20 protein-coding genes and 1 pseudogene are annotated in these 17,995 nt (G+C 52.2%); 14 read left to right on the top strand and 7 right to left on the bottom strand.

What is annotated here, in order from left to right:
• Positions 1 to 48 precede the first annotated feature (48 nt).
• Both ACZ500_RS13065 and ACZ500_RS13060 read right to left on the bottom strand, forming a co-directional pair.
• Positions 49 to 5,274, bottom strand: a complete 5,226-nt coding sequence (locus tag ACZ500_RS13065; protein WP_464232911.1) for a RecQ family ATP-dependent DNA helicase — start codon at positions 5,272 to 5,274, stop codon at positions 49 to 51.
• A 108-nt stretch (positions 5,275 to 5,382) separates the two neighbouring features.
• On the bottom strand, positions 5,383 to 5,997 hold the full coding sequence (locus ACZ500_RS13060; RefSeq protein WP_464232910.1) for a helix-turn-helix transcriptional regulator: 615 nt from the start codon (positions 5,995 to 5,997) through the stop codon (positions 5,383 to 5,385).
• Here ACZ500_RS13060 and ACZ500_RS13055 point away from each other — a divergent pair.
• On the top strand, positions 5,923 to 6,477 hold the full coding sequence (locus ACZ500_RS13055; protein WP_464233047.1) for an ATP-binding protein: 555 nt from the start codon (positions 5,923 to 5,925) through the stop codon (positions 6,475 to 6,477). The genes ACZ500_RS13060 and ACZ500_RS13055 overlap by 75 nt on opposite strands.
• Here the strand turns inward: ACZ500_RS13055 and ACZ500_RS13050 are convergent.
• Together ACZ500_RS13050 and ACZ500_RS13045 are read right to left on the bottom strand one after the other, a co-directional pair.
• Positions 6,474 to 6,989, bottom strand: coding sequence for a transposase (locus tag ACZ500_RS13050; RefSeq protein WP_464232909.1), 516 nt, complete (start codon positions 6,987 to 6,989; stop codon positions 6,474 to 6,476). The two genes, ACZ500_RS13055 and ACZ500_RS13050, sit on opposite strands and share 4 nt — an antisense overlap.
• Positions 6,990 to 7,131: 142 nt before the next feature.
• Positions 7,132 to 7,296 carry a hypothetical protein gene (locus ACZ500_RS13045; RefSeq protein WP_464232908.1) on the bottom strand — a complete coding sequence of 55 codons (165 nt, stop codon included), beginning with the start codon at positions 7,294 to 7,296 and terminating at the stop codon, positions 7,132 to 7,134.
• 118 nt (positions 7,297 to 7,414) lie between these two features.
• Here ACZ500_RS13045 and ACZ500_RS13040 point away from each other — a divergent pair, with 118 nt between their 5' ends.
• Both ACZ500_RS13040 and ACZ500_RS13035 read left to right on the top strand, forming a co-directional pair.
• Positions 7,415 to 7,579, top strand: a complete 165-nt coding sequence (locus ACZ500_RS13040; RefSeq protein ID WP_464232907.1) for a DUF4160 domain-containing protein — start codon at positions 7,415 to 7,417, stop codon at positions 7,577 to 7,579.
• Between the two features lie 13 nt (positions 7,580 to 7,592).
• Entirely contained in the window at positions 7,593 to 7,904 is a 312-nt protein-coding gene (locus ACZ500_RS13035) for a DUF2442 domain-containing protein (protein WP_464232906.1), read from the top strand.
• Between the two features lie 1,034 nt (positions 7,905 to 8,938).
• Here the strand turns inward: ACZ500_RS13035 and ACZ500_RS13030 are convergent.
• Positions 8,939 to 9,283 carry a hypothetical protein gene (locus tag ACZ500_RS13030; RefSeq protein WP_464232905.1) on the bottom strand — a complete coding sequence of 115 codons (345 nt, stop codon included), beginning with the start codon at positions 9,281 to 9,283 and terminating at the stop codon, positions 8,939 to 8,941.
• Positions 9,284 to 9,718: 435 nt separating this feature from the next.
• Between ACZ500_RS13030 and ACZ500_RS13025 the strand changes: the two genes are divergently transcribed.
• The 9 genes and pseudogenes from ACZ500_RS13025 to ACZ500_RS12985 all read left to right on the top strand — a co-directional run bounded on the left by ACZ500_RS13025 (position 9,719) and on the right by ACZ500_RS12985 (position 15,949).
• A complete protein-coding gene (locus ACZ500_RS13025) occupies positions 9,719 to 10,486 on the top strand; it encodes an IS91 family transposase (RefSeq protein WP_464232904.1) in 768 nt (255 codons plus the stop codon).
• A 230-nt stretch (positions 10,487 to 10,716) separates the two neighbouring features.
• Positions 10,717 to 11,076 carry a hypothetical protein gene (locus ACZ500_RS13020; protein ID WP_464232903.1) on the top strand — a complete coding sequence of 120 codons (360 nt, stop codon included), beginning with the start codon at positions 10,717 to 10,719 and terminating at the stop codon, positions 11,074 to 11,076.
• Complete coding sequence (locus ACZ500_RS13015; protein ID WP_464232902.1) at positions 11,073 to 12,533, top strand: patatin-like phospholipase family protein; 1,461 nt, start codon at positions 11,073 to 11,075, stop codon at positions 12,531 to 12,533. The genes ACZ500_RS13020 and ACZ500_RS13015 overlap by 4 nt, the downstream gene beginning before the upstream one ends.
• A gap of 176 nt (positions 12,534 to 12,709) precedes the next feature.
• A complete protein-coding gene (locus ACZ500_RS13010) occupies positions 12,710 to 13,702 on the top strand; it encodes a GNAT family N-acetyltransferase (protein WP_464232901.1) in 993 nt (330 codons plus the stop codon).
• 96 nt (positions 13,703 to 13,798) lie between these two features.
• A complete protein-coding gene (locus ACZ500_RS13005; RefSeq protein ID WP_464232900.1) occupies positions 13,799 to 13,933 on the top strand; it encodes a hypothetical protein in 135 nt (44 codons plus the stop codon).
• Positions 13,934 to 14,274: 341 nt separating this feature from the next.
• Positions 14,275 to 14,499, top strand: a pseudogene (locus tag ACZ500_RS13000) (penicillin acylase family protein); the annotation flags it as partial.
• A 173-nt stretch (positions 14,500 to 14,672) separates the two neighbouring features.
• Entirely contained in the window at positions 14,673 to 15,110 is a 438-nt protein-coding gene (locus tag ACZ500_RS12995) for a hypothetical protein (protein ID WP_464232899.1), read from the top strand.
• Positions 15,111 to 15,126: 16 nt separating this feature from the next.
• Positions 15,127 to 15,417 carry a hypothetical protein gene (locus tag ACZ500_RS12990; RefSeq protein ID WP_464232898.1) on the top strand — a complete coding sequence of 97 codons (291 nt, stop codon included), beginning with the start codon at positions 15,127 to 15,129 and terminating at the stop codon, positions 15,415 to 15,417.
• A gap of 343 nt (positions 15,418 to 15,760) precedes the next feature.
• Positions 15,761 to 15,949: a hypothetical protein gene (locus ACZ500_RS12985; protein ID WP_464232897.1), complete on the top strand. Its 189-nt coding sequence runs from the start codon at positions 15,761 to 15,763 to the stop codon at positions 15,947 to 15,949.
• A gap of 57 nt (positions 15,950 to 16,006) precedes the next feature.
• Here ACZ500_RS12985 and ACZ500_RS12980 read toward each other — a convergent pair whose 3' ends face one another.
• The gene (locus tag ACZ500_RS12980) at positions 16,007 to 16,243 is read right to left on the bottom strand and encodes a hypothetical protein (RefSeq protein ID WP_464232896.1); all 237 of its coding nucleotides are present in this window, start codon (positions 16,241 to 16,243) and stop codon (positions 16,007 to 16,009) included.
• A 19-nt stretch (positions 16,244 to 16,262) separates the two neighbouring features.
• The gene (locus ACZ500_RS12975; RefSeq protein WP_464232895.1) at positions 16,263 to 16,388 is read right to left on the bottom strand and encodes a hypothetical protein; all 126 of its coding nucleotides are present in this window, start codon (positions 16,386 to 16,388) and stop codon (positions 16,263 to 16,265) included.
• 170 nt (positions 16,389 to 16,558) lie between these two features.
• Here ACZ500_RS12975 and ACZ500_RS12970 point away from each other — a divergent pair, with 170 nt between their 5' ends.
• Together ACZ500_RS12970 and ACZ500_RS12965 are read left to right on the top strand one after the other, a co-directional pair.
• Positions 16,559 to 16,912, top strand: coding sequence for a GIY-YIG nuclease family protein (locus tag ACZ500_RS12970; protein WP_464232894.1), 354 nt, complete (start codon positions 16,559 to 16,561; stop codon positions 16,910 to 16,912).
• Positions 16,913 to 17,477: 565 nt separating this feature from the next.
• The gene (locus ACZ500_RS12965; protein WP_464232893.1) at positions 17,478 to 17,699 is read left to right on the top strand and encodes a hypothetical protein; all 222 of its coding nucleotides are present in this window, start codon (positions 17,478 to 17,480) and stop codon (positions 17,697 to 17,699) included.
• Positions 17,700 to 17,995 lie beyond the last annotated feature (296 nt).

The raw sequence follows: 17,995 nt of genomic DNA, 5'->3' as shown, positions 1-17,995 counted from the left end.
AAATAGGGTTTTATACTTTTTCAAAGTAAATATACTATTTTCATGAAGTCATATCCTATCGGGAGAACACACTATCTCAACTAGAGGCAATTCCCACTCTTTTGCGTTAATATTTTTAATAAAGTCTGCATCGGGGTCATTTTGATCCCTTCTCAGCACTGCCAGGATCCTCGCTTCCAGGATGGAACCCAACCGATTTTGCCACTTGCCGCGCCCCGCCTCCGAAAGCCTTCCCACGCATCTACCTGCTGAATCCCGGATTTCTATTTTCGAATGGTTCTGTTGCAGAGAGACAAACTGCCCGGTTTCCAGCTTCGCCAGGTGTTTATGGATGGGATGGGTGCCTGCAAAGCAGCCCGCGTAGTCCACATAAACATCTTCCAATCCCAGGATTTCGTATCGTGCGGGAACACGGTTCACACCGTCCGGACTCCCTCGGTAGGTGATCGGCATGACGGAATTTCCCGAGATTTCCTTCAAAAACGGGTTGCCTCGCTTCGGCACCTTCAGCAGTCTGAGGGTCTCTTCGGCACGGGTCATTCCGACATACAGGACCCGCCTTTCCTCCTCCCGGCGTTGCCTGTTCATTTCATCGGGCCAGTCGCCGTCCAGAATGAACACATGGGGAAATTCCATCCCCTTGGCGGAATGGATCGTGCTCAGGAAGATCCCCTCACCGATCACCTTTTCCCGTCGCTGCTCCCACAGAAATTCATAGAAGCGCTCACAAGCCCAACCGATGGGCCGCAAGTGATCGCCGGTTTCCGCTTTGTAATGTTCAAAAAAAGACTCAATCAGTTGCCACCAGGCATTTTTTTCTTTGTCGCCCCGAATGGCGTTGAGCCCGGCACGGATATCGCTTGCACGTCCATTCTCTTTTTCCTTTTCCAGAAGCCATGCCAGGACAGACTGGATCTCTCGTATACTGGCCATCGGCAAGCCTCTGTCCAGAGATGTCCTGGTAGGGTATCCGGATTTTTCCAGCAGCCAGCGGATAGCGCCCAGCGGCATCCTGGTTCTCGAAAGGACGGCAAAATCGCTCCATCCTACATTCGGGTCGAACTGCCGGAGCCTGTCCACTTCACTTTTGATGTAATCCGCCTGATGGTGGACATCCCGCACCGTCACGATCTGGACCTGCCCCCTGCTGACGGGATCGAGATCCGTCCATCGTCCTCCTGGCAGATTGGCCTCCCGCACATGGTCGATGCGGATGGGGTGGCTTCCTTTCATCCTGTCCGTATTGTGGCGAATCAAGGCATTGGAAGCCGCGATGATATGCTGGGTGGAACGGTAATTTTCAACAAGATAGATGGCTTTTGTCGGGTAGTCTTCCTGGAACCGCCGGATGAACTCGACATTGGCCCCCCGGAACGTGTAGATATTCTGATCGTCGTCGCCCACCGCCACCAGCGCCAGTTTACTGTCTTCCAGTTTCGACCTCCCGGCGATTGCCGAAACCATTTCGTACTGGTCCTCATCGATGTCCTGATATTCATCGACCAATATGTGGCTGTATCCTGCCAGCAATCGTTCGCGCAGCTCATCCGGTTCAACCCCGAGGATTTCCTCCTTCCCATTGAGCAGTGCCACCGCTCGCCTGATCATGCCCTCAAAATCTATGCTGTTCTCTGTGTCGCGTATTTTGGCCATATCCTGGACCGAGATACCGGCCAGCCGCATGGCCACACCATGATAGGTGCTGATTGTAACGGCTCTTGCCGCTTTTCCGACCAGATTCAGGAGCCTTTTTCTGAGAACCATGGCAGAGCTGTGGTTGAAGCAGAGAACCAGGATTCGCCTTGCAGGAATCCGTTCCACCTCCAGCAAATAGGCGCATCGGTGCACGATCAGCGTCGTCTTGCCGGATCCGGGCCCTGCCAGGATGAGCATGTTGTCTTCGACCGGCTTTCCCACCGCCGATATCTGAACCGGATTTCTCAGGCTTTCCACGATCATTCGGTAGGATTCAGCGGTGGCGGCTTTTTCGAGCAGTTCCCTGTTTTCCTTGAAATACTTGTTGATGAATTTGACCTGTCCGAGTGAGAAATAATCCAGTACGAGCGTCAGGGCACTGGCGATCTTTTCAAGGGCGAGCGCGGCATAAGCCATCATGATGTGGACCTGAATCCGCTTTTCGCGCTGGTGAACCTCGAGCGGCTTGTGATCCCCCTTGCTGTACATCCGACGTTTGGCGGTTTCCAAAAGCCGAATGGTCATGGCCTGCCTGAAAATCGCCAGCCCTCCCACCAGGGTGATCACCTTCTGCTCGTGCAAGAACATGAGCGCCCTGTCGATGGCGGGCAGCACCTTTTTTACTTCAGCGCTCAGAAACAGATCTGAATGGATCGCAGCGGACAGGTCGTTGCTCGCAAACGTCAGGTGCACATCCCCGGTCAGCCCATCGCTTGTGATTTCCGGATCCGTCCCGGCCATCTCCAGCAGCTTATCCACGATTACCCGGGCCACACGCTGCCTCAAAGAAATGGTCTTCAGGATGCTCTCCCAATTTCGCTGAAGCCTGACCTTGTAAAGGTTTCGATCGAAATATTTCACCTCGAAGCTGCCGGATGATGCGGCCAAACCCTTCCCGTCATAGGATATGCTCTTGATCAACTGCCGCAGGATGTCCGTGTTGGTTGCGTACCCATCATTGTTCAGGCGCTGGTTCAGGCTGCTAACGTTCAGAGGAACCCATCTGCCGTCATCGGCGTCCGGGTCTGTTTCCTGAATCAGCCGCACAAGCTGATTTTCCAGTTCACACACGGCCTTGAGGATGCTTGATACGCTGTTCTTGCCTCTGGGGCGAAAAAACGCGGAGAGTATGACCCCTTGGTCGATCAAGCCAGCATCCGCCATGTCATGAAGCGCCAGGATCACATACTGGGCAGGGGTCAGCCCGCTTTTCGCTTCCAGTTCGAGCATCCTCGTCTTTTCGGGAAACAGTGCTTCGGCAAGGGAATCCGCCCGTATCCCTTTCGATTCATCTCTGTTCATGATGTACTGAAGAATATTGAGCCAGAGATACCTCTTATTCTCCGGCAGGTCCAGACGATCCATGGTGATTTGAGCCTCTTCAAGGGAGCTGACCAGGAGCTTTCCCTGAAACACCTCGTTCAGGTTGTTGTTCCGCTCGAGGAATCCGGCCCTCTCCAGCCAAGCTACGGCAGTCCTGACCCTGCTTTCTCTCACGCCTGCTTGTAACTGCTGCATGTCGGCCAAATCGTCATCGCGCAACAACTCGTCGCTCGTGATGACGATTTCGCCATACTGGTTTCGTTTCTTCCGCCGGAGGGCACGCAGGATGCGGGCGATTTCGTCTCTCTTCAATTCGGAGAGCGCACCCATGCTGAACTGTCTGTTGACATCCTGCGGATGGTACAGAAGGATGCATCGGGCCGGTTTCAGGTCGCGCCCGGCCCGCCCTGCCTCTTGGATGTAATTTTCCAGGGAGCCCGGTATCTGATAGTGCAGCACCAGTCGAATATCGTCCTTGTCGATGCCCATACCGAACGCATTGGTGGCGCATATCACCGGGACTTTTCCGGATACGAACGCTTCAATGATTTCCCGCTTCACCCCGGCGTCCAGGCCGGCATGGAACGCCTCGGCCACAAGCCCTTGGTGATGAAGGAAATCCCTTATTTCCTCCGTGTCGTTTCGAGTCGCTGCATAAACGATGACACCCCCCGGCTCGTCTTTTCTGTTCAGTTGATCGGCAACAATCTCGTGGGTCTTCTCGAACTTCTCGGCCGGAGAGACCGGAATCACGTCGAACGAAAGGTTCTGCCGTTCCACACCGCCTGCATAAAGCACCAGCTCCTGACCAAGCTCTTCGCGAAAATGCGTCACGATTTCTTCGATGACACTGAGCTTGGCCGTTGCGGTAAAGCAGCAAATCGGCGCTACAGGCTGGTTCTGCTCTTTGGAATACTCTCTGATGAACCTTGCCGCATAGAGATAGTCGGGCCGGAAATCGTGCCCCCACTTCGACAGGCAGTGGGCCTCGTCGAACACCCAGCAGCCAATCTCCCGTTGCCTCAAGATGTTCCGAATGCTGACAGAGCGCAGCTGCTCAGGTGAAATATACAGAATGGCGGTGTCACCCAGCCTCACCCGTTCCAACACCTCCCCCCGCTCCGGCAGGGTCTGGAGTCCAGAGACAGCCTCGGCGAAAAGCGTGCCCGTCTTCTTGATCAGGTTGTCCACCTGGTCTTTCATCAGTGCCTGAAGGGGAGAAATCACGACCGTCAGAGATCCGCGCCGCCAGTACCGAACCAGGGCCGGCAGCTGAAAGCAGAGAGACTTCCCACCCCCGGTGGGCAGTATCCCCAGGACGGGGCTATCGCGCAGGCAGTCCTCCACGATGGCTTTCTGCAGGCTCGTGCCTTGAATCGTTGCAGGTTTTTCGCGGAAGGACGGATAGCCGAAGAGCCGCTGCAAATGTCCCTCCGCGTTGTGGTTCGCTCTACAGTATTTGCATGCTGAATCGCCGCAGGACCGCTCGCGCAGGGTCTGAATGATACCCGGGATCGCCGGGAACTGATGCTTCACCCAGGGTGGCAGCACGGAGTTGGCGCCGGCTACCTGAAGCCAGGCCATGCAGTAGGCGAGCACCGGGCGTTTCTCCGGACTCGAGAGCAGGCCCGGGACGGTCTCCTTTGCCCGGTTCCTGCAGACCATCCCATCCGTTTGGGCCAGGAAACAGTCGAGGGCATCCACAGCGGTGTTGAGCGCGGCGGGCGCCATCCCGGCAAAAACCATGGAAAGCGCCTGCCCGGAAAAGCCGTTGAACTGACTTTGATCGAAACAAAACCGATAGAAATCCGTGAGGTGTGGATTTTTCTGTGCCAGGGAACGAAAGCTTTCATGCTGATCCTTGAATACGGAGGCAGCCAGTCTCGCATCCTCCAGTGGATTGTTGACCGAAGAGCGAACCAGCTTGTAATTCTTGACGAGGCGGTGATACGGGTTTTCAGGAAATGCAATGGGCGACAGGTAGAGGGTGTCGATGACTGGCTTGTTGAGAACCCCAAGCCAGGGGGACATGGTCTTCAGGACGGGAAAATCATGTCCCAGGAGATTGTGGCCAAGAACAAAGTCAGCGTCCCTGGCGAATTCGTCCAGCTCCTGGAGGGCGGCTTTCGACCCGGCCCCTTCCTTCTTCAGGCGGCTTTCCTGGTTTAATTGGGCTCCCCAGTGTGTGATCTTTCCCGTGCGTGTCGTTTCCAGATCCAGCAGAAGCGTGCGAGACATCAGGCCAGAAAAATCCATACTCACCCCAGGCAGAGTCCGTCCAAAAGGGTTCGGTTCCGTTGCCGGTTGTTGATCCCGATTTAGTTCATGCCTCGAGCTTTAAAACTTTTCTGACCTTTTTTCAAACTAAACTTTTGAATGTTTTCCTTTTTTTATTATAAGAGAATAAACATCATCCATTCTTTTAATCTTCTCCTTCATTTTCCTTACCAGCCGTTTCGGCTTGATCAGCCTGGCCTCCTCCCCGAACGACAGCACCCAGGACAGCACCTCCGGTTCGGACGAAGCGCTGAAGATCAACCGGATGCCGCCGTCGGGCTTCCTGACGATCTTCTGGTCCGGGCTCCAAATCCTTTCCACCACAAAAACCGCCGCAAAGCCGGTGAATTCGGCCTCCACCCGGAAGGGCTTGTCCTTGATCACACCGTACTCGCGGTTGAACAGAGCCACGAAATCATAATCTGGCGGCACCTTGAGATCTACCCGTACCTGGACCGGGAGTTTTTCGAGACCGTCTTCTGGCTGTTGAAGGAAGAGGCGGAAGCTCAGCTCACATCGCTCCTGGACGCCGAGAGCTGCGGAGGTGGAAGAGGAGATCAGGGACGCGGAAGGCGATCCCGGGGTGCGCATGATCTGGATCACCAACCGGCTCGATGACATCGAGGAATCGGTCCTGCGCCGGTTCCCTTCAGCCTTCGCTTCAGGGCCTTCAACCGACGCCAGCGCACCGTCCTTCTGCATGGTGCACCGGGGAGCGGTAAGACGGAGTTCGGCCGCCACGCCGCGGAGACCCTGGGGCGGGAACTGATCACGGCGAGGCCGAGCGATATCCTCGGGAAATACGTCGGGGAGTCCGAGAGTAACCTGCGGCGAGCTTTCGAGTCCGCGGAGATGGACGAGGCGATCCTGTTGATGGACGAAGCGGAATCGTTCCTCTTCAATCGCGATCGGGCCGAGCGCTCATGGGAGATCAGTCTGACCAACGAGTTCTTGATCCGGATGGAAAGTTTCCACGGTATCCTCATCTGCGCCACCAACCGGCTGGAAGACCTGGACCGCGCGGCTGCCCGGCACGTTATGAAGAAAAAGTTAAGACCACCCGCGAACGGATTTACAAAAGGTGATTTAAATTTGCATCCCTCATTTATTATCGTGATTCAGAATGACGTATATGTTACAAAAGTTTTTCGGTACAATAAAATGAGAAAACAGGAGCTTTAACAAAATGCTTGTTTTGGATGACGTATTAGTGATGAATCAAGTGATTTATGGATATTCGTTTCTACAACGGTGCAATCAATCCGTAACTGTTTTTCAGGTTCGATCTTTCTGTCAAAAGCATATGCCACGACCTGATTGTTTATATTCTCCATTGTGGAAGCAGAAATGGATTTGATATTGCTACAAAGAGCGGTCTTTTTAAACCCTTTTTGGGTTATGCCGATCCTACAAAAATTTCGATACATTCTGGAGTCGACAAGATGAAACGCAAGTTCTTCATAGCTGAAACCTTCAGCTTGTTTGATGATCGCGGCACGCAGGATTTGCTCTGCACTCATGGCTTCAGCTCCCCTATCACGATTTTTGATTCCGTGAGTAAGGTCTTGCAAAACTATCTCGTTTATAATAGAAAGGTCATCAAGGATGGCGCTTGTCCGCTCGTAATCTCCGGCATGCGGGTGGTTAACCCCGGGATTCATCAAGGGCATCTGCTGCTGATTTTTCTTGCGCATTTTTTGGTGGCCTTTTCCTATTTGTTGTCGTTATTTCAGTCGCTTGAATAACGTTATATCAACAAATCCTGGAAATTGTCCGCCTTAAAATGCGCTTTTTTTAGGTCTTATCAATAAATTACGTTTTCCGGACGGGCACTATTTAGTATCCATCCGGAAATGATTTCCCGGTACAACCCAGTTTCCAATCCGGAAATGAGGATTTTTTGCCAATATCAAGGAAATCAAGCGTTTGCGCGGAGGCGACCTGGTGGTCGCCGCACAAGCAAACGTGCAGATTGACGCCGAGATTGGCCAAAAAGACCATTTCCGGATGGAAACGAGTTAAGTGTGCCTGAGATCAGCCGGTTTTATGGTATAATAATTGCATGTTTTTCGATGATCACAATCCGCCGCATTTCCATGCAAGATATGCCGGGGAGAAAGTGGCAGTAGAAATTGAATCATTCCGGATTCTGGAAGGCAATATCTCACCACGAGCATTGGGGCTTGTGATTGAATGGGCTGCTCAACACAAGAACGAACTCTTGAATAATTGGGAATTAGCGAAAAACAATCAAAGTTTTAATAAAATTGATCCATTAAAATAGTGGAACTGAAACCATGCTTAAAGATGTAATTTCAGCAAATTATAAGGGCGGGTATAAGATTGAGGTGACATTTGAGGATGGTGCCAAAGGGATTGTGGACTTCTCCAAATATTTATGCAAGGGTGGGATATTCGAAAAATTTCAGGATATGGCCTTTTTTAAAGATTTCAAAATTAATGAGGAACTTGGAGTGCTGACATGGAGGGATGAAATAGATATAGCACCCGAAACACTTTATGCTGAAGCAACGAGTTCCCCATTACCAGATTGGGTGAATTTTAAAGAGGCTCCTTCGGCGAATATTTCACTTCAGCCGACATCATAAACTCCGCGGCTGAATTTTTCGTAGGGACTGCAAATTATGAACAGACAAACATTGACAATCCCTGTCTTTGTGCTTTTTTCCGTAGCGTGTGTAGTGTAGGCACTCTATTATTAACCCCGTTTGCCAGAGCAAGTCGCCTATTATTTTGGAGCATCCGTATAGCCAGGTGCATGGGTGTCCAAGATGCACTCGTAATTGTATGCGTTGTGACTGTTGCCATCATGGCAGCAGCCTTCCTTGGCCTTAGTCTGGCAATGCCGAAGATGCCCGATTGGGCAGTCAATTTCCCAAACAAAGACTATTGGTCTGCACCGGAACGTCGCCAGTAAACACTGGAATACATGCTGACACCATTTATCTGGCTGTGCTCCCTCATGATGATTCTACTATTAGACATTTTCCATCATTTATTTCGAATTTATCTATGCAGAGCCCCCAAGCTGAGGCACTTCTAGATCTGCTTGGGGGTATATCTTGTATTCACGACTGTGTGGTTCATCGTAATCCATCGGAAATTCAAAAAATTGAATCCCAACAAGCCGTTGCACGCGGCGGCTGAGAGCCGCGCATAATGGGTACGTTAGAACAATGGGAAATACAAACAAGAAACAACCGTCATCAGAAGAAGCCGAACTGAAACTGAGCAAGAGAAGGGTGTCGCCATTTGGGCGTATGTTCAGATTCTTCGGCTGGTGGTTCGGCTTCACAGGATTATATTCCATGTTCGCCGTTTGTCCCTTCTGTGGGCAACAGGGATGCCCAATCAGTTTAGCATCCGTAGGAACTATCGGAGCGTTTGTTTTGCTCTGTGTTCAGGGCTGGAAACGCTTGTTCATGTTTCTAAAACACATGAATTCAAAGCAGACGAACGAGGAAACAAGTTCTGACAATGCCAGGCACTCGAATGGGAATCCCGCTGCGCTCCATGCTCGGAGGTGAGCGTTAGGTTGGGCGGTGTGAACCTTCGGTGGCATTTTCTTCGGGAGGATTTTGGCCATTCTCCTCGCGTGGCAGTGAAGTCAGGGACACCTCGGTTAAGGGGTCGTTCCCGTTCTGGAGCGTTCCCGCCGAGGCGCTGCTGCGCGCACTCGGAACCAGCGAGGCGGGTGTCTTTCGGCTGCGGAGGCCGCGTCGCGGCTCGAGCGATTAGGACCCAACACGCTGTCCGACCGCCGGCGTTCCTGCTGAGGCAGTTCTCCACCCCAATCATCCTCATCCCGATCGCGGGCGCTGTGCTTTCCTTCGGCCTGTGCAATCGTATTGACGCCGCAATCATCCTGGTGATCGTGCTTGTCAGCGGGCTGCTCGGCCTCTGGCAGGAGCGGGGAAGTGGCCACGGTAGTCGGGAGGCTGCTCGAGACCGTGGAGTTGAAGGCCACGATGCTGTGCGACGGAAGCGAAAGCGAGATTCCGCTTGGGCGGACTTCGTGGTGGTGCACATGGGGGGCTTTTGGAAGGGCGGAACGATCGAGGAGTGAAGGCGTGAAGATCCGAAACGGGGGGATCCGTGGATCCAGCCGGTTCGCATTTCCGCGCTGGAAAAACTCACAGCTTTATCTGCAGTCCGTATTTGCTAATGTCAAAATCTCATTGGAGCAGATTCGAGGCCCCTTCCCGACAGCATATTCTGCCAACCGACAGGGTGGGTTCAGTGGCCGGATCGGTTTTCCGGCGTGACACCGGAACGAAGGTTGAAAACCGTCCGGGGGAAATAAAAACAACACAAAAACCTGAATATCGCAAAGCGTAATAACCGAAATATGATATGGCTCAAAAACCTAATCTGAAACAAACAATAATATTTGTATTAAGGGGTGGTCTATGGCATTTTTTTCAGGGTGGTATCGGAAACCATCAAGGAGTTGACGCAAGATGGCAGGTACCTGGGAGCGGAAGTGGGCTTCATGGCGATCCTGCATATCTGGTCGCAGACCCTGGTGGACCACCCGCATGTGCATTGTATTGTGACGGGAGGAGGGTTGTCCCGGGGGAAGTTCCTGGCCTGCCTTAAAGAGGCCTATGAAAAGGGGCAACTGGTATTCCCTGGCAGGATTGGGTCGTTGAAGGAGGAGGAGGAGACCTTCAAGGCCGTGCTCAACGATCTTTACGCACAGGAGTGCGTGGTTTACTGTAAATCACCGTTCAGGAGTGCAGAAACGGTGGTGGATTATCTTGGTCGCTATACCCACCGGGTTGCCATCTCGAATCACAGACTGGTGGCGCTCGAGAATGGCCGGGTTACTTTCCGGTATCGTGATCGCAATGATCATGACGCGCTAAAGCTCATGACCCTGGATGCCTTTGAGTTCATCCGACGCTTTTTGCTGCATATCCTGCCTGATGGGTTCATGAAGATCAGGCACTACGGCATCCTGAGCAACCGGAGGCGAAGGACGAAGCTGGTTTTTTGCAGGAATCTTCCCGGCGTTAGCGGTTACCAAGAAAACCCGCGGAAGGAGGCGTGGCAAGACCTTCTTGCCAGGGCCACTGGTGTTGATCCCAGGGCCTGCTCATATTGCGGGAAAGGAGAGATGATCCTCAAGGAAGTTCTCAACCCGTCCAAAGTTCCTTTGCCTCCATGAGGATCATTTTATCCGATCGCAAACCCCATACCCCGGCGATTCGTAGGAATCATCGCAAAGGAAGCGTATGCACTTACCTGCAGAATCCCTTCCCCCAGACGCCTCCGGCATGCATCGTAGGCCGCAATGTTTGATCCTGGGGCGCCCAAAACGCTATTCAATTGTCAAAGAGCCAACCGCTTCGCTAAGGTTCGGCTGGGGTAAGGGTTGGATTAAATCCCCATAGCGGGGTGGAAGCGGCTCAGTTCAACATGATTTTAAACGGAATGAAGACAAGCTTCGCTCCGTTTAAAATCTTAAGCGTTGGTTCCTTTACTTTCAGTCAACCGCTAATTGCAGACCAAGCAAGAAAGGGATGGGTGATCATGGCAACGGAATATTTGATGGCATCGTTCCCACTCAGCCGTCGCGTGATGATCAACGGTGAGTTCATGGGGACCACCAACAAGAAACTTGAGCTCGAAAGCGGTGTCTATGAAGTGACTCTCGGACCCCCACCGAATTTTATTCCTGAAAAATATGACGTTGATTTGCGCCACACGTCATCCCTCATGCCGATGATTGTTGAGTTCGCAGAGGCCGTAGGATGAAAAGGTATGGCATTCGAATGGCCGTCCTCACTTCAGCTTTTATACTCCTCACAGGGTGTGCGCAATACATCGTCAACGATCGAAGCCAAACCTTCGATGCAAAGTCAGGCTATCGGTTTGATACTCTCGATCCTGGGGCACTTAATAGTGATTCACTTTTTATCTGCCTTATGTTCTCAGGGGGTGGCACGCGTGCGGCCGCCTTATCCTACGGTATTATGGAGGCCTTGCGGGACACGGTTATTTGCGTCGATGGTCTGGAGAAGCGCCTTTTGGATGAAGTGGATTGCATCTCCTCGGTATCGGGAGGTTCCTTCACGGCAGCTTATTATGGACTGTTTCGGGAACGTCTATTTGAAGATTTCAGGGTCCGTTTCCTGGAGCGCGATGTCCAAGGCGCGTTGGCTAGCCGGCTTTTCAACCCCGTGAACTGGGTCCGGCTCGCTTCGCCTTACTTCAGTCGCATCGATATGGCAGCAGAGTTGTACGATAGAGATATCTTCGACGCGGCCGGGTTTGAACGGCTGCAACGTAACGGGCGACCTTTTGTGATTCTCAACGCTACAAATTTGGGTCCTGATCGGCGTTTTGACTTTACCCAGGAATCTTTCGACGCCCTCGGCTCGCGGCTTGATTTGTACCAGGTCTCAAGGGCAGTGGCGGCCTCATCCGCTTTTCCCTATCTTTTGACCCCAATCAGTCTGAAAAATTATCCGGTGGCCGAAGGCTACACAGCTCCTTGGTGGTACAAGAACGCGATTGACTCCAATAATTGGACCACTGAACGTTACAATGCTGCCAAAAACCTGAGCGTCTATCTGGACAAGGAGAATCGCTTTATTCATCTGATGGATGGCGGTTTGTCGGATAATATCGGTGCAAGAGCTGTTCTGGATGCCTTTGATCGCGGCTTCATCCGAACCCGTATCAACCAGGGTGTCATCAAGCATCTGGTTTTGATTGTTGTCAACGCCCGCACTCAAAGTGGAGATCAACTGAGCCGCAAAGAGAAACCGCCAGGATTCTTCACCGTGGCAGAGAAAACCGCCACGGTGGCTATGGACAATTACAGTTATGACAGCGTGACCAAACTACGCGAGGCCCTTTATGCCCGCGTGCAGACCCAAAAAGATGACCAAGCCTGCGTTGCTTTGCTCTCTAAATATTGTCCTCAGGCCCCTAAGCCTATCCCTTTTGCAGCCGATATTGACCCGTATGTGATCGAGATCAAATTCGAGGCGGCCAGTCAAATCCCCGGCGAGGACGCTCACTACTACATAGGTCTGCCCACCTCTTTTAAGCTGAGCAAGGAACAGGTGGCCAAGCTCGTCGCCATTGGGCCCAAGCTGTTGCAGGCAGCGCCTCAATACCAATGTATGCTCAAAGTGCTGGCCGCCGAGGCTGAGGGGCAACTCCGACCCGAGGCTTGCCCGGTGGGCGCGGGAATTTTCCCTTGATTATACGGAGAGCATAAAATACCTCGCATTCCATGGTCAGATTTCTACACTTGGCATTAGCTTGCGTTGGGGTATTGTCAATTTACCAAAGGAACGGGATCGGCTAACATTTTGCTCCACCAGATTCGGGCCAAAAAGCGGTCCTCACAGGTGAGCAAAGCGTTCGACAAAAAGCTATGAAAGAAAACACAAGCATAATTCGCAAATTTAATATCACAGATTTGCATGCGCTTCATCGTATGATTTGTGAGACTATTGACGCTTCATATTCGCAACTATATCCGCCTCGCGCGGTGTCTTTCTTTAAAGAACACCATTCGGAAGGGAAAATTGCCGAGCGAAGTGCAGTTGGAGAAATATTGGTTTTCATATCCGAACGAGATGGTTCTATTATGGCGACCGGCGCCTTGATAGGCTCCGAGATCATCGGCGTTTTTGTATGTCCCGATTATCAGCGGCAAAACTATGGGAAAGCTATAATGACACATCTTGAGCAGATAGCGATGGAGAAAGGGATCTTAAAACTAAGCTTAAGCATATCTTTGCCATCAATGCAATTCTATGAGCGTCTCGGCTATAAGATTCTTGCCGAGCGGGTTATTGATGTTGGAGGAGGTGAGTTCTTAAAGTACTGGTCTGGGGAAAAGGAGTTACATCGGCGAGATGGACAGAAATTTAACATAGCAACTGTTGAGATCGTAAAGACAGTGGATGACGCGGCTGAAGTTGACGAACTTCTCTGGCGTGTCCTTTGGCAGCCCCTCGGACTGCCCCGTAATACCCGGAATAAATTCAGTATAGACGGTAAGAAGATTGAGTTGGCGGTGAAAGAGAACGGGCTGGTCGTTGGTGGATTGGTAGCGGTATGGACGGCTGAGAATGATATTGAACTGAGACATTTAGCCGTCGATTCCAGTCATCAACGGAAAGGCATCGGTCACAGTCTTGTTACTGAGTTATTTCGTATCGTATCGGGCAAATTGTGTCATCGGATTCATACCATCGCCCGAAACACATCAGCCGAGTTCTTCAGCGGACTCGGATTTCGATCAGTACCGGGCAAGACGCCCGAACATCCGGTTTTCTTGAAACATGGTGTTACCTTTCAGTTTATGGAAAGAATTGTTGATCAATTGCTTCCAACCGACGCTCGTACCGCGCGCCGCTGAAGCTTGTGTTGGCATATCAATGCCACCTAAAAATAATCACCTTGATCAAAGTTACGTTTGATGGCACCTGTGAAAATACGATAGGAGGTACAATAGATGAAGCAGGGTGTGATGGTCCGCACGATGACCGGCTTCCGTTTCCCGGATTGGATCAGGATCAGGATCCACCCGCTGGATGTGATGGAACTCCTGATCGAAAGTCTGGCGAATGAGTGTAATGCGGCAGATTGACGTTTTTGCCTAGGTCTGTCAGGCATGGGGGGATACTCCGTATGAAGGCATCTCGTAGGCAGGTGAGAGCTCGCTGGGTCCACACGCTCGACCCCTGACCTCGGTTTCATCGAGGACGCAGTGCTGACCGTGGGTGGAACCCCACCGCGCATACTGGCGCTGGGTTCCGGGCCGAGCGCGCCCAAAGGGGAAACTGTGCCGCTGGAGGACTTCGGCGAGGTGCTGCTCGCTCCCGGGCTGGTCAATGTCCATCTTCACCTGGCCGATGCACACCTCAATGGCCGCCTGCGCGGGGGCGCGGGCTCGAGTGCGTCTCGGGAAACCCCTCGGCCTATAACCCTTCGCAGGGTTTTATCGCCAACTGGAACAACAGCCCGGCTCCGGGCTACCCCGGCCCGGACACCTGGTGGTACATGTGGGGCAAGGCGGACAGGGTGGCGGTGTTGCTGGAGGCGCTCGAGGGCCGGGAGCGCTTCACCCCCGAGGAGGCCTGGAACCTGGTCAGGCTCTCATCCCATGCCGATATCAACGCCCGGTTCTTCGTTCCCCATATCTTGCGGGCGTAAGAAGATGCCCCCGGAGAGGACCTGGCAGCGATCCTGGAGGCCTTCGCCCCGTGGGACTACCAGTCCCCCCGGGACGAGGACCGGGACGGGCGCTACGACGAATTAGCCACAGCCGCCAGCCGGACTTTTTTGCCGATTTTCCTCGAAGCCGCCTTGGACGACGATCTGGGGAAATGTTCGACTGGTTCGGAGAGCTTGGATACGTAAACCTCGGGGCCGGCACCAAGGCGCTGTATGAAGCCCTCGCGGAACCGGAGGCCCAGGCTTTCGACTTTTTGAACGGCGTCGACCCACTGATCGTGATCAGGACCTGCCTGGTGAAGGCGGCGGACCAACTGCGCTCGGCCTTTGGTCCCGATCCCGACGGGTGGCGCCTGTCGGTGGACACCATGGCGTTCAGCGCCATAAGTTTTTTTGGTATGTCGCAGGCCAGCCCGGACGAATCATTTGTCCTGACCCCCGCCATGAATCGTGGTACCATCAACTACATGGTGGCATTGGGTGAGGTGGACCCCAAACACGGGACCACTTTTTCAGAGATTAAGGAGATTCGAGGTCGCCCATCGTCCTGGCTTCAAGCAGACTCTTCAGGGTATCGAGAAGGGCGCTGACCCAAAGCCTGAAGGTTTGACGGAGCGTATCGCCGGTTCACCAAAACGCGGAGGTCGGACCCATCCGAGGCTCATCGAGGACCCTCACCCAGCTTGGCGCAGAACTTGCCATATCTGCTCGCCTGACCTGCGCAAACCGGAGCGGGTCCGCTCGGGCCCGGAGGAGATCCACTACAGCTGGGAGGGAGGCCTTCTCCTATTTGAAACCCACGGGGGCACGCTGAACCAGACCCCGGGCTACACCTACGACGACGATTTCCGATTGAGCGCTCTGAGCTACGCGGGCGAAACCCTCTTCTATGGCTAGACCTGGATGGACACCTCTCTTCGGCCGGCCCATACACCATCGGCCGCAATCCACAGAACGGGCTTCCGGAGACGGTCACGGGAAACGGCCTCGAGACCTCCCGCACCTTCAACGGCTATGGGGAGATCACGAAAGAGGCCTCCCTCCTCGCCGGAGGCGCCAGGACCCGGTATGATTACGCGAGCCGGGGCGACCTTCTGTCAGTCAGCCTCTCGGAGGGTAGGCTGATCGAGTACAGTTTATCTGCTCATTTTGGGGAAGCATTAGATGTTAGCTGCCAAAGGAACAGACCCTCGTCTTCCAGGTATTCCTGAACCTCACCGAGCTCTGGATCGGCGAGGCGGTGGATATCCTGCGTAGTCGGGGTTACTTTTTCGGCGGGGCCATGCCGCGCTGGTTCGACGGCGACGGCCTGCTGATGCAGAAATTCGAATGCTCTCCGAATTTTGAAAGCATTGCTCTTTTTTTGGATTCTTCAAAAGAACTGCTCGCGTTTATTTGGCAGGATTGGGAACGTACTGTCGAGCAATGACCAGTTCTTCCCTCTGTGCAGCATGTTGAATAATGGGGATACCCTTACGGTTCTACTTCATGGTAAATCATGGTAACTGTCCAGCCAGGCGCTTAGGTTGACGGCGGGAAACGCTGCGTTGGCGCTCTGGCGCAAGACCCTTGGCCGCCGCAACTCAGCCTGGTCGTTCGTCGCATTGAGAATACCATTTTTTCCAATTTTAATGGAGTTAGTCTCCATCCGGAAATGATTTCCCGGTACAACCCAGTTTCCAATCCGGAAATGAGGATTTTTGGCCAATATCAAGGAAATCAAGCGTTTGCGCGGAGGCGACCTAGTGGTCGCCGCACAAGCAAACGTGCAGATTGACGCCGAGATTGGCCAAAAAGACCATTTCCGGATGGAAACTAGATTCGCAGTACGTTATTCTCGCTTCGTTGTCGGATGCTGTTGCCTGCAACGAAAATCGGATGATTCTGTTCTTTCGGGTAATTTGTCCTGACGGTATGCTGTGCACATGCGGAAAATAATGAAGATTGAAGAGTCTTATAGCCACTGGATGGAGACGATTCCTTACAGTCGCGGCTCATCCACTCCTTATGTTTATAAACAAAAAGAAAGGCATGAAGAATGGACAAATCAGAAATGAAGAAGGCATACAAGCAGTCCAAGCGACCTATGGGAGTATATAGGATCAAAAATTGCAAAAATGATCGAGTATTTATCGGCTTCGCCACCGATTTACCCGCCAGATTCAATAGGCATAAAGCTGAGCTGAAATTCAAAAGTCATCGAAACAGCGAATTGCAGGAAATATGGAATTCATTTGGTGAGTCCGCTTTCGAATTTGAAATAATCGATTTACTGGACTATAAAGAAAACAATAAGGCAAATGCTAATGAAGAATTGCATGTCCTGGCAGAAATGTGGGTTGAAAGGCTGAAAAATGGTGGAGATTCTGTGGTATACCTGAAAAACAGGTAGAAAACAGCGATAATTATTTGCTCAAATTAGACGCTGGCAGTAAGAAGAGAGAGGAAGCTCATTTGAAAGAGGGGCTTTTGAAGCCTCACAGGCGGCAGCCTCGCAGCACACTACGTTCTTGATGGCATTGATCCTGTCAATGACAAGAACGCAGTTCGTTTTTAGACGTTTTTCTTGATGCAATGAAGTCTAGGATGCTTTTTGTACGACTGCTAATTCTTGTTGAAGTCATTGCTGAATAAGTGGTGATCCCTATTCTTTTTGAGCAAAGCACCGGCCTAACCTTTGAATCTGTCGGTTGTGTCGAAATGACAACCGAAAATTGACCCCCTACGACGGCGCAATTTTGACCGCCCTCCAGAATTGAAGTTGAGTTTCCTCCAACGCGGAGATTTCCTATCCTCAGTCGAGATTGAAACCTCCTTTTTCTTTTTGCTTTTCAATAACAGGGTCTAACGTGATATAGAAAAGCGACCTGACGGAGGATAGGGCAACGCTGGGGCAGCCTAAAATTGAAGTCTACAAGCGGCTTGCCCGCGAGATCAACCTGGAGATTGAGATCGAGTTGTTCCCGGAAGGAACGCTGGTCAGCAATCTTGAGCGATTACTGGATGGCTGTGATGTCCACGTGGGTGTCATTGACATCGAAAAGGGCCCGGATATCAAAGCCATGACCGCGGAGTTACTCAGGCGTTTTGACATCCCCCTGTTTACTGACGGGGCGTTTGGATTTGGCCCTCTTTTGGTCGCCCACCATCGTAAGGGCATGATGCCCGATGAATTTTGAAGGTTAGTGAAGGAAAGATCTACAGGGGAAAGCTTTTTCCCTTCCTTCATTTCCGATAGGTTCGAGCGCACAACCATGGCGCGGATTACAAATGCCTTAGAAAAGGGAAAGATTGCGACAACAAGCATAGTGGGTTCTCTATCAGGCGTTTTGCGCGCATCGGAAGTGTTGGTCTATCTCCTTAAAGGCACCGATCTCGTGAGCCGTAATATCATCTTTGTCCCCAAATTCGCGGTAATCGATCTTTTGCAATTGACGATGGAAGTTGTTGATTTAACGATATTAAGAAGGAGTGC

This window comes from Desulfatiglans parachlorophenolica, assembly GCF_055394735.1.
The sequence above is the reverse complement of the archived record's forward strand: the minus strand, read 5'-3'. Positions and strand labels throughout refer to the sequence as shown.

Excerpts from the sequence above, each read along its gene's own strand:
- ACZ500_RS13065 (WP_464232911.1), bottom strand. The coding sequence starts at position 5,274 with ATGGATTTTTCTGGCCTGATGTCTCGCACGCTTCTGCTGGATCTGGAA.
- ACZ500_RS13060 (WP_464232910.1), bottom strand. The coding sequence starts at position 5,997 with ATGCAGAAGGACGGTGCGCTGGCGTCGGTTGAAGGCCCTGAAGCGAAG.
- ACZ500_RS13050 (WP_464232909.1), bottom strand. The coding sequence starts at position 6,989 with ATGCGCAAGAAAAATCAGCAGCAGATGCCCTTGATGAATCCCGGGGTT.
- ACZ500_RS13045 (WP_464232908.1), bottom strand. The coding sequence starts at position 7,296 with ATGGTCTTTTTGGCCAATCTCGGCGTCAATCTGCACGTTTGCTTGTGC.
- ACZ500_RS13035 (WP_464232906.1), top strand. The coding sequence starts at position 7,593 with ATGCTTAAAGATGTAATTTCAGCAAATTATAAGGGCGGGTATAAGATT.
- ACZ500_RS13015 (WP_464232902.1), top strand. The coding sequence starts at position 11,073 with ATGAAAAGGTATGGCATTCGAATGGCCGTCCTCACTTCAGCTTTTATA.
- ACZ500_RS13010 (WP_464232901.1), top strand. The coding sequence starts at position 12,710 with ATGAAAGAAAACACAAGCATAATTCGCAAATTTAATATCACAGATTTG.
- ACZ500_RS13005 (WP_464232900.1), top strand. The coding sequence starts at position 13,799 with ATGAAGCAGGGTGTGATGGTCCGCACGATGACCGGCTTCCGTTTCCCG.
- ACZ500_RS12995 (WP_464232899.1), top strand. The coding sequence starts at position 14,673 with ATGTTCGACTGGTTCGGAGAGCTTGGATACGTAAACCTCGGGGCCGGC.
- ACZ500_RS12970 (WP_464232894.1), top strand. The coding sequence starts at position 16,559 with ATGGACAAATCAGAAATGAAGAAGGCATACAAGCAGTCCAAGCGACCT.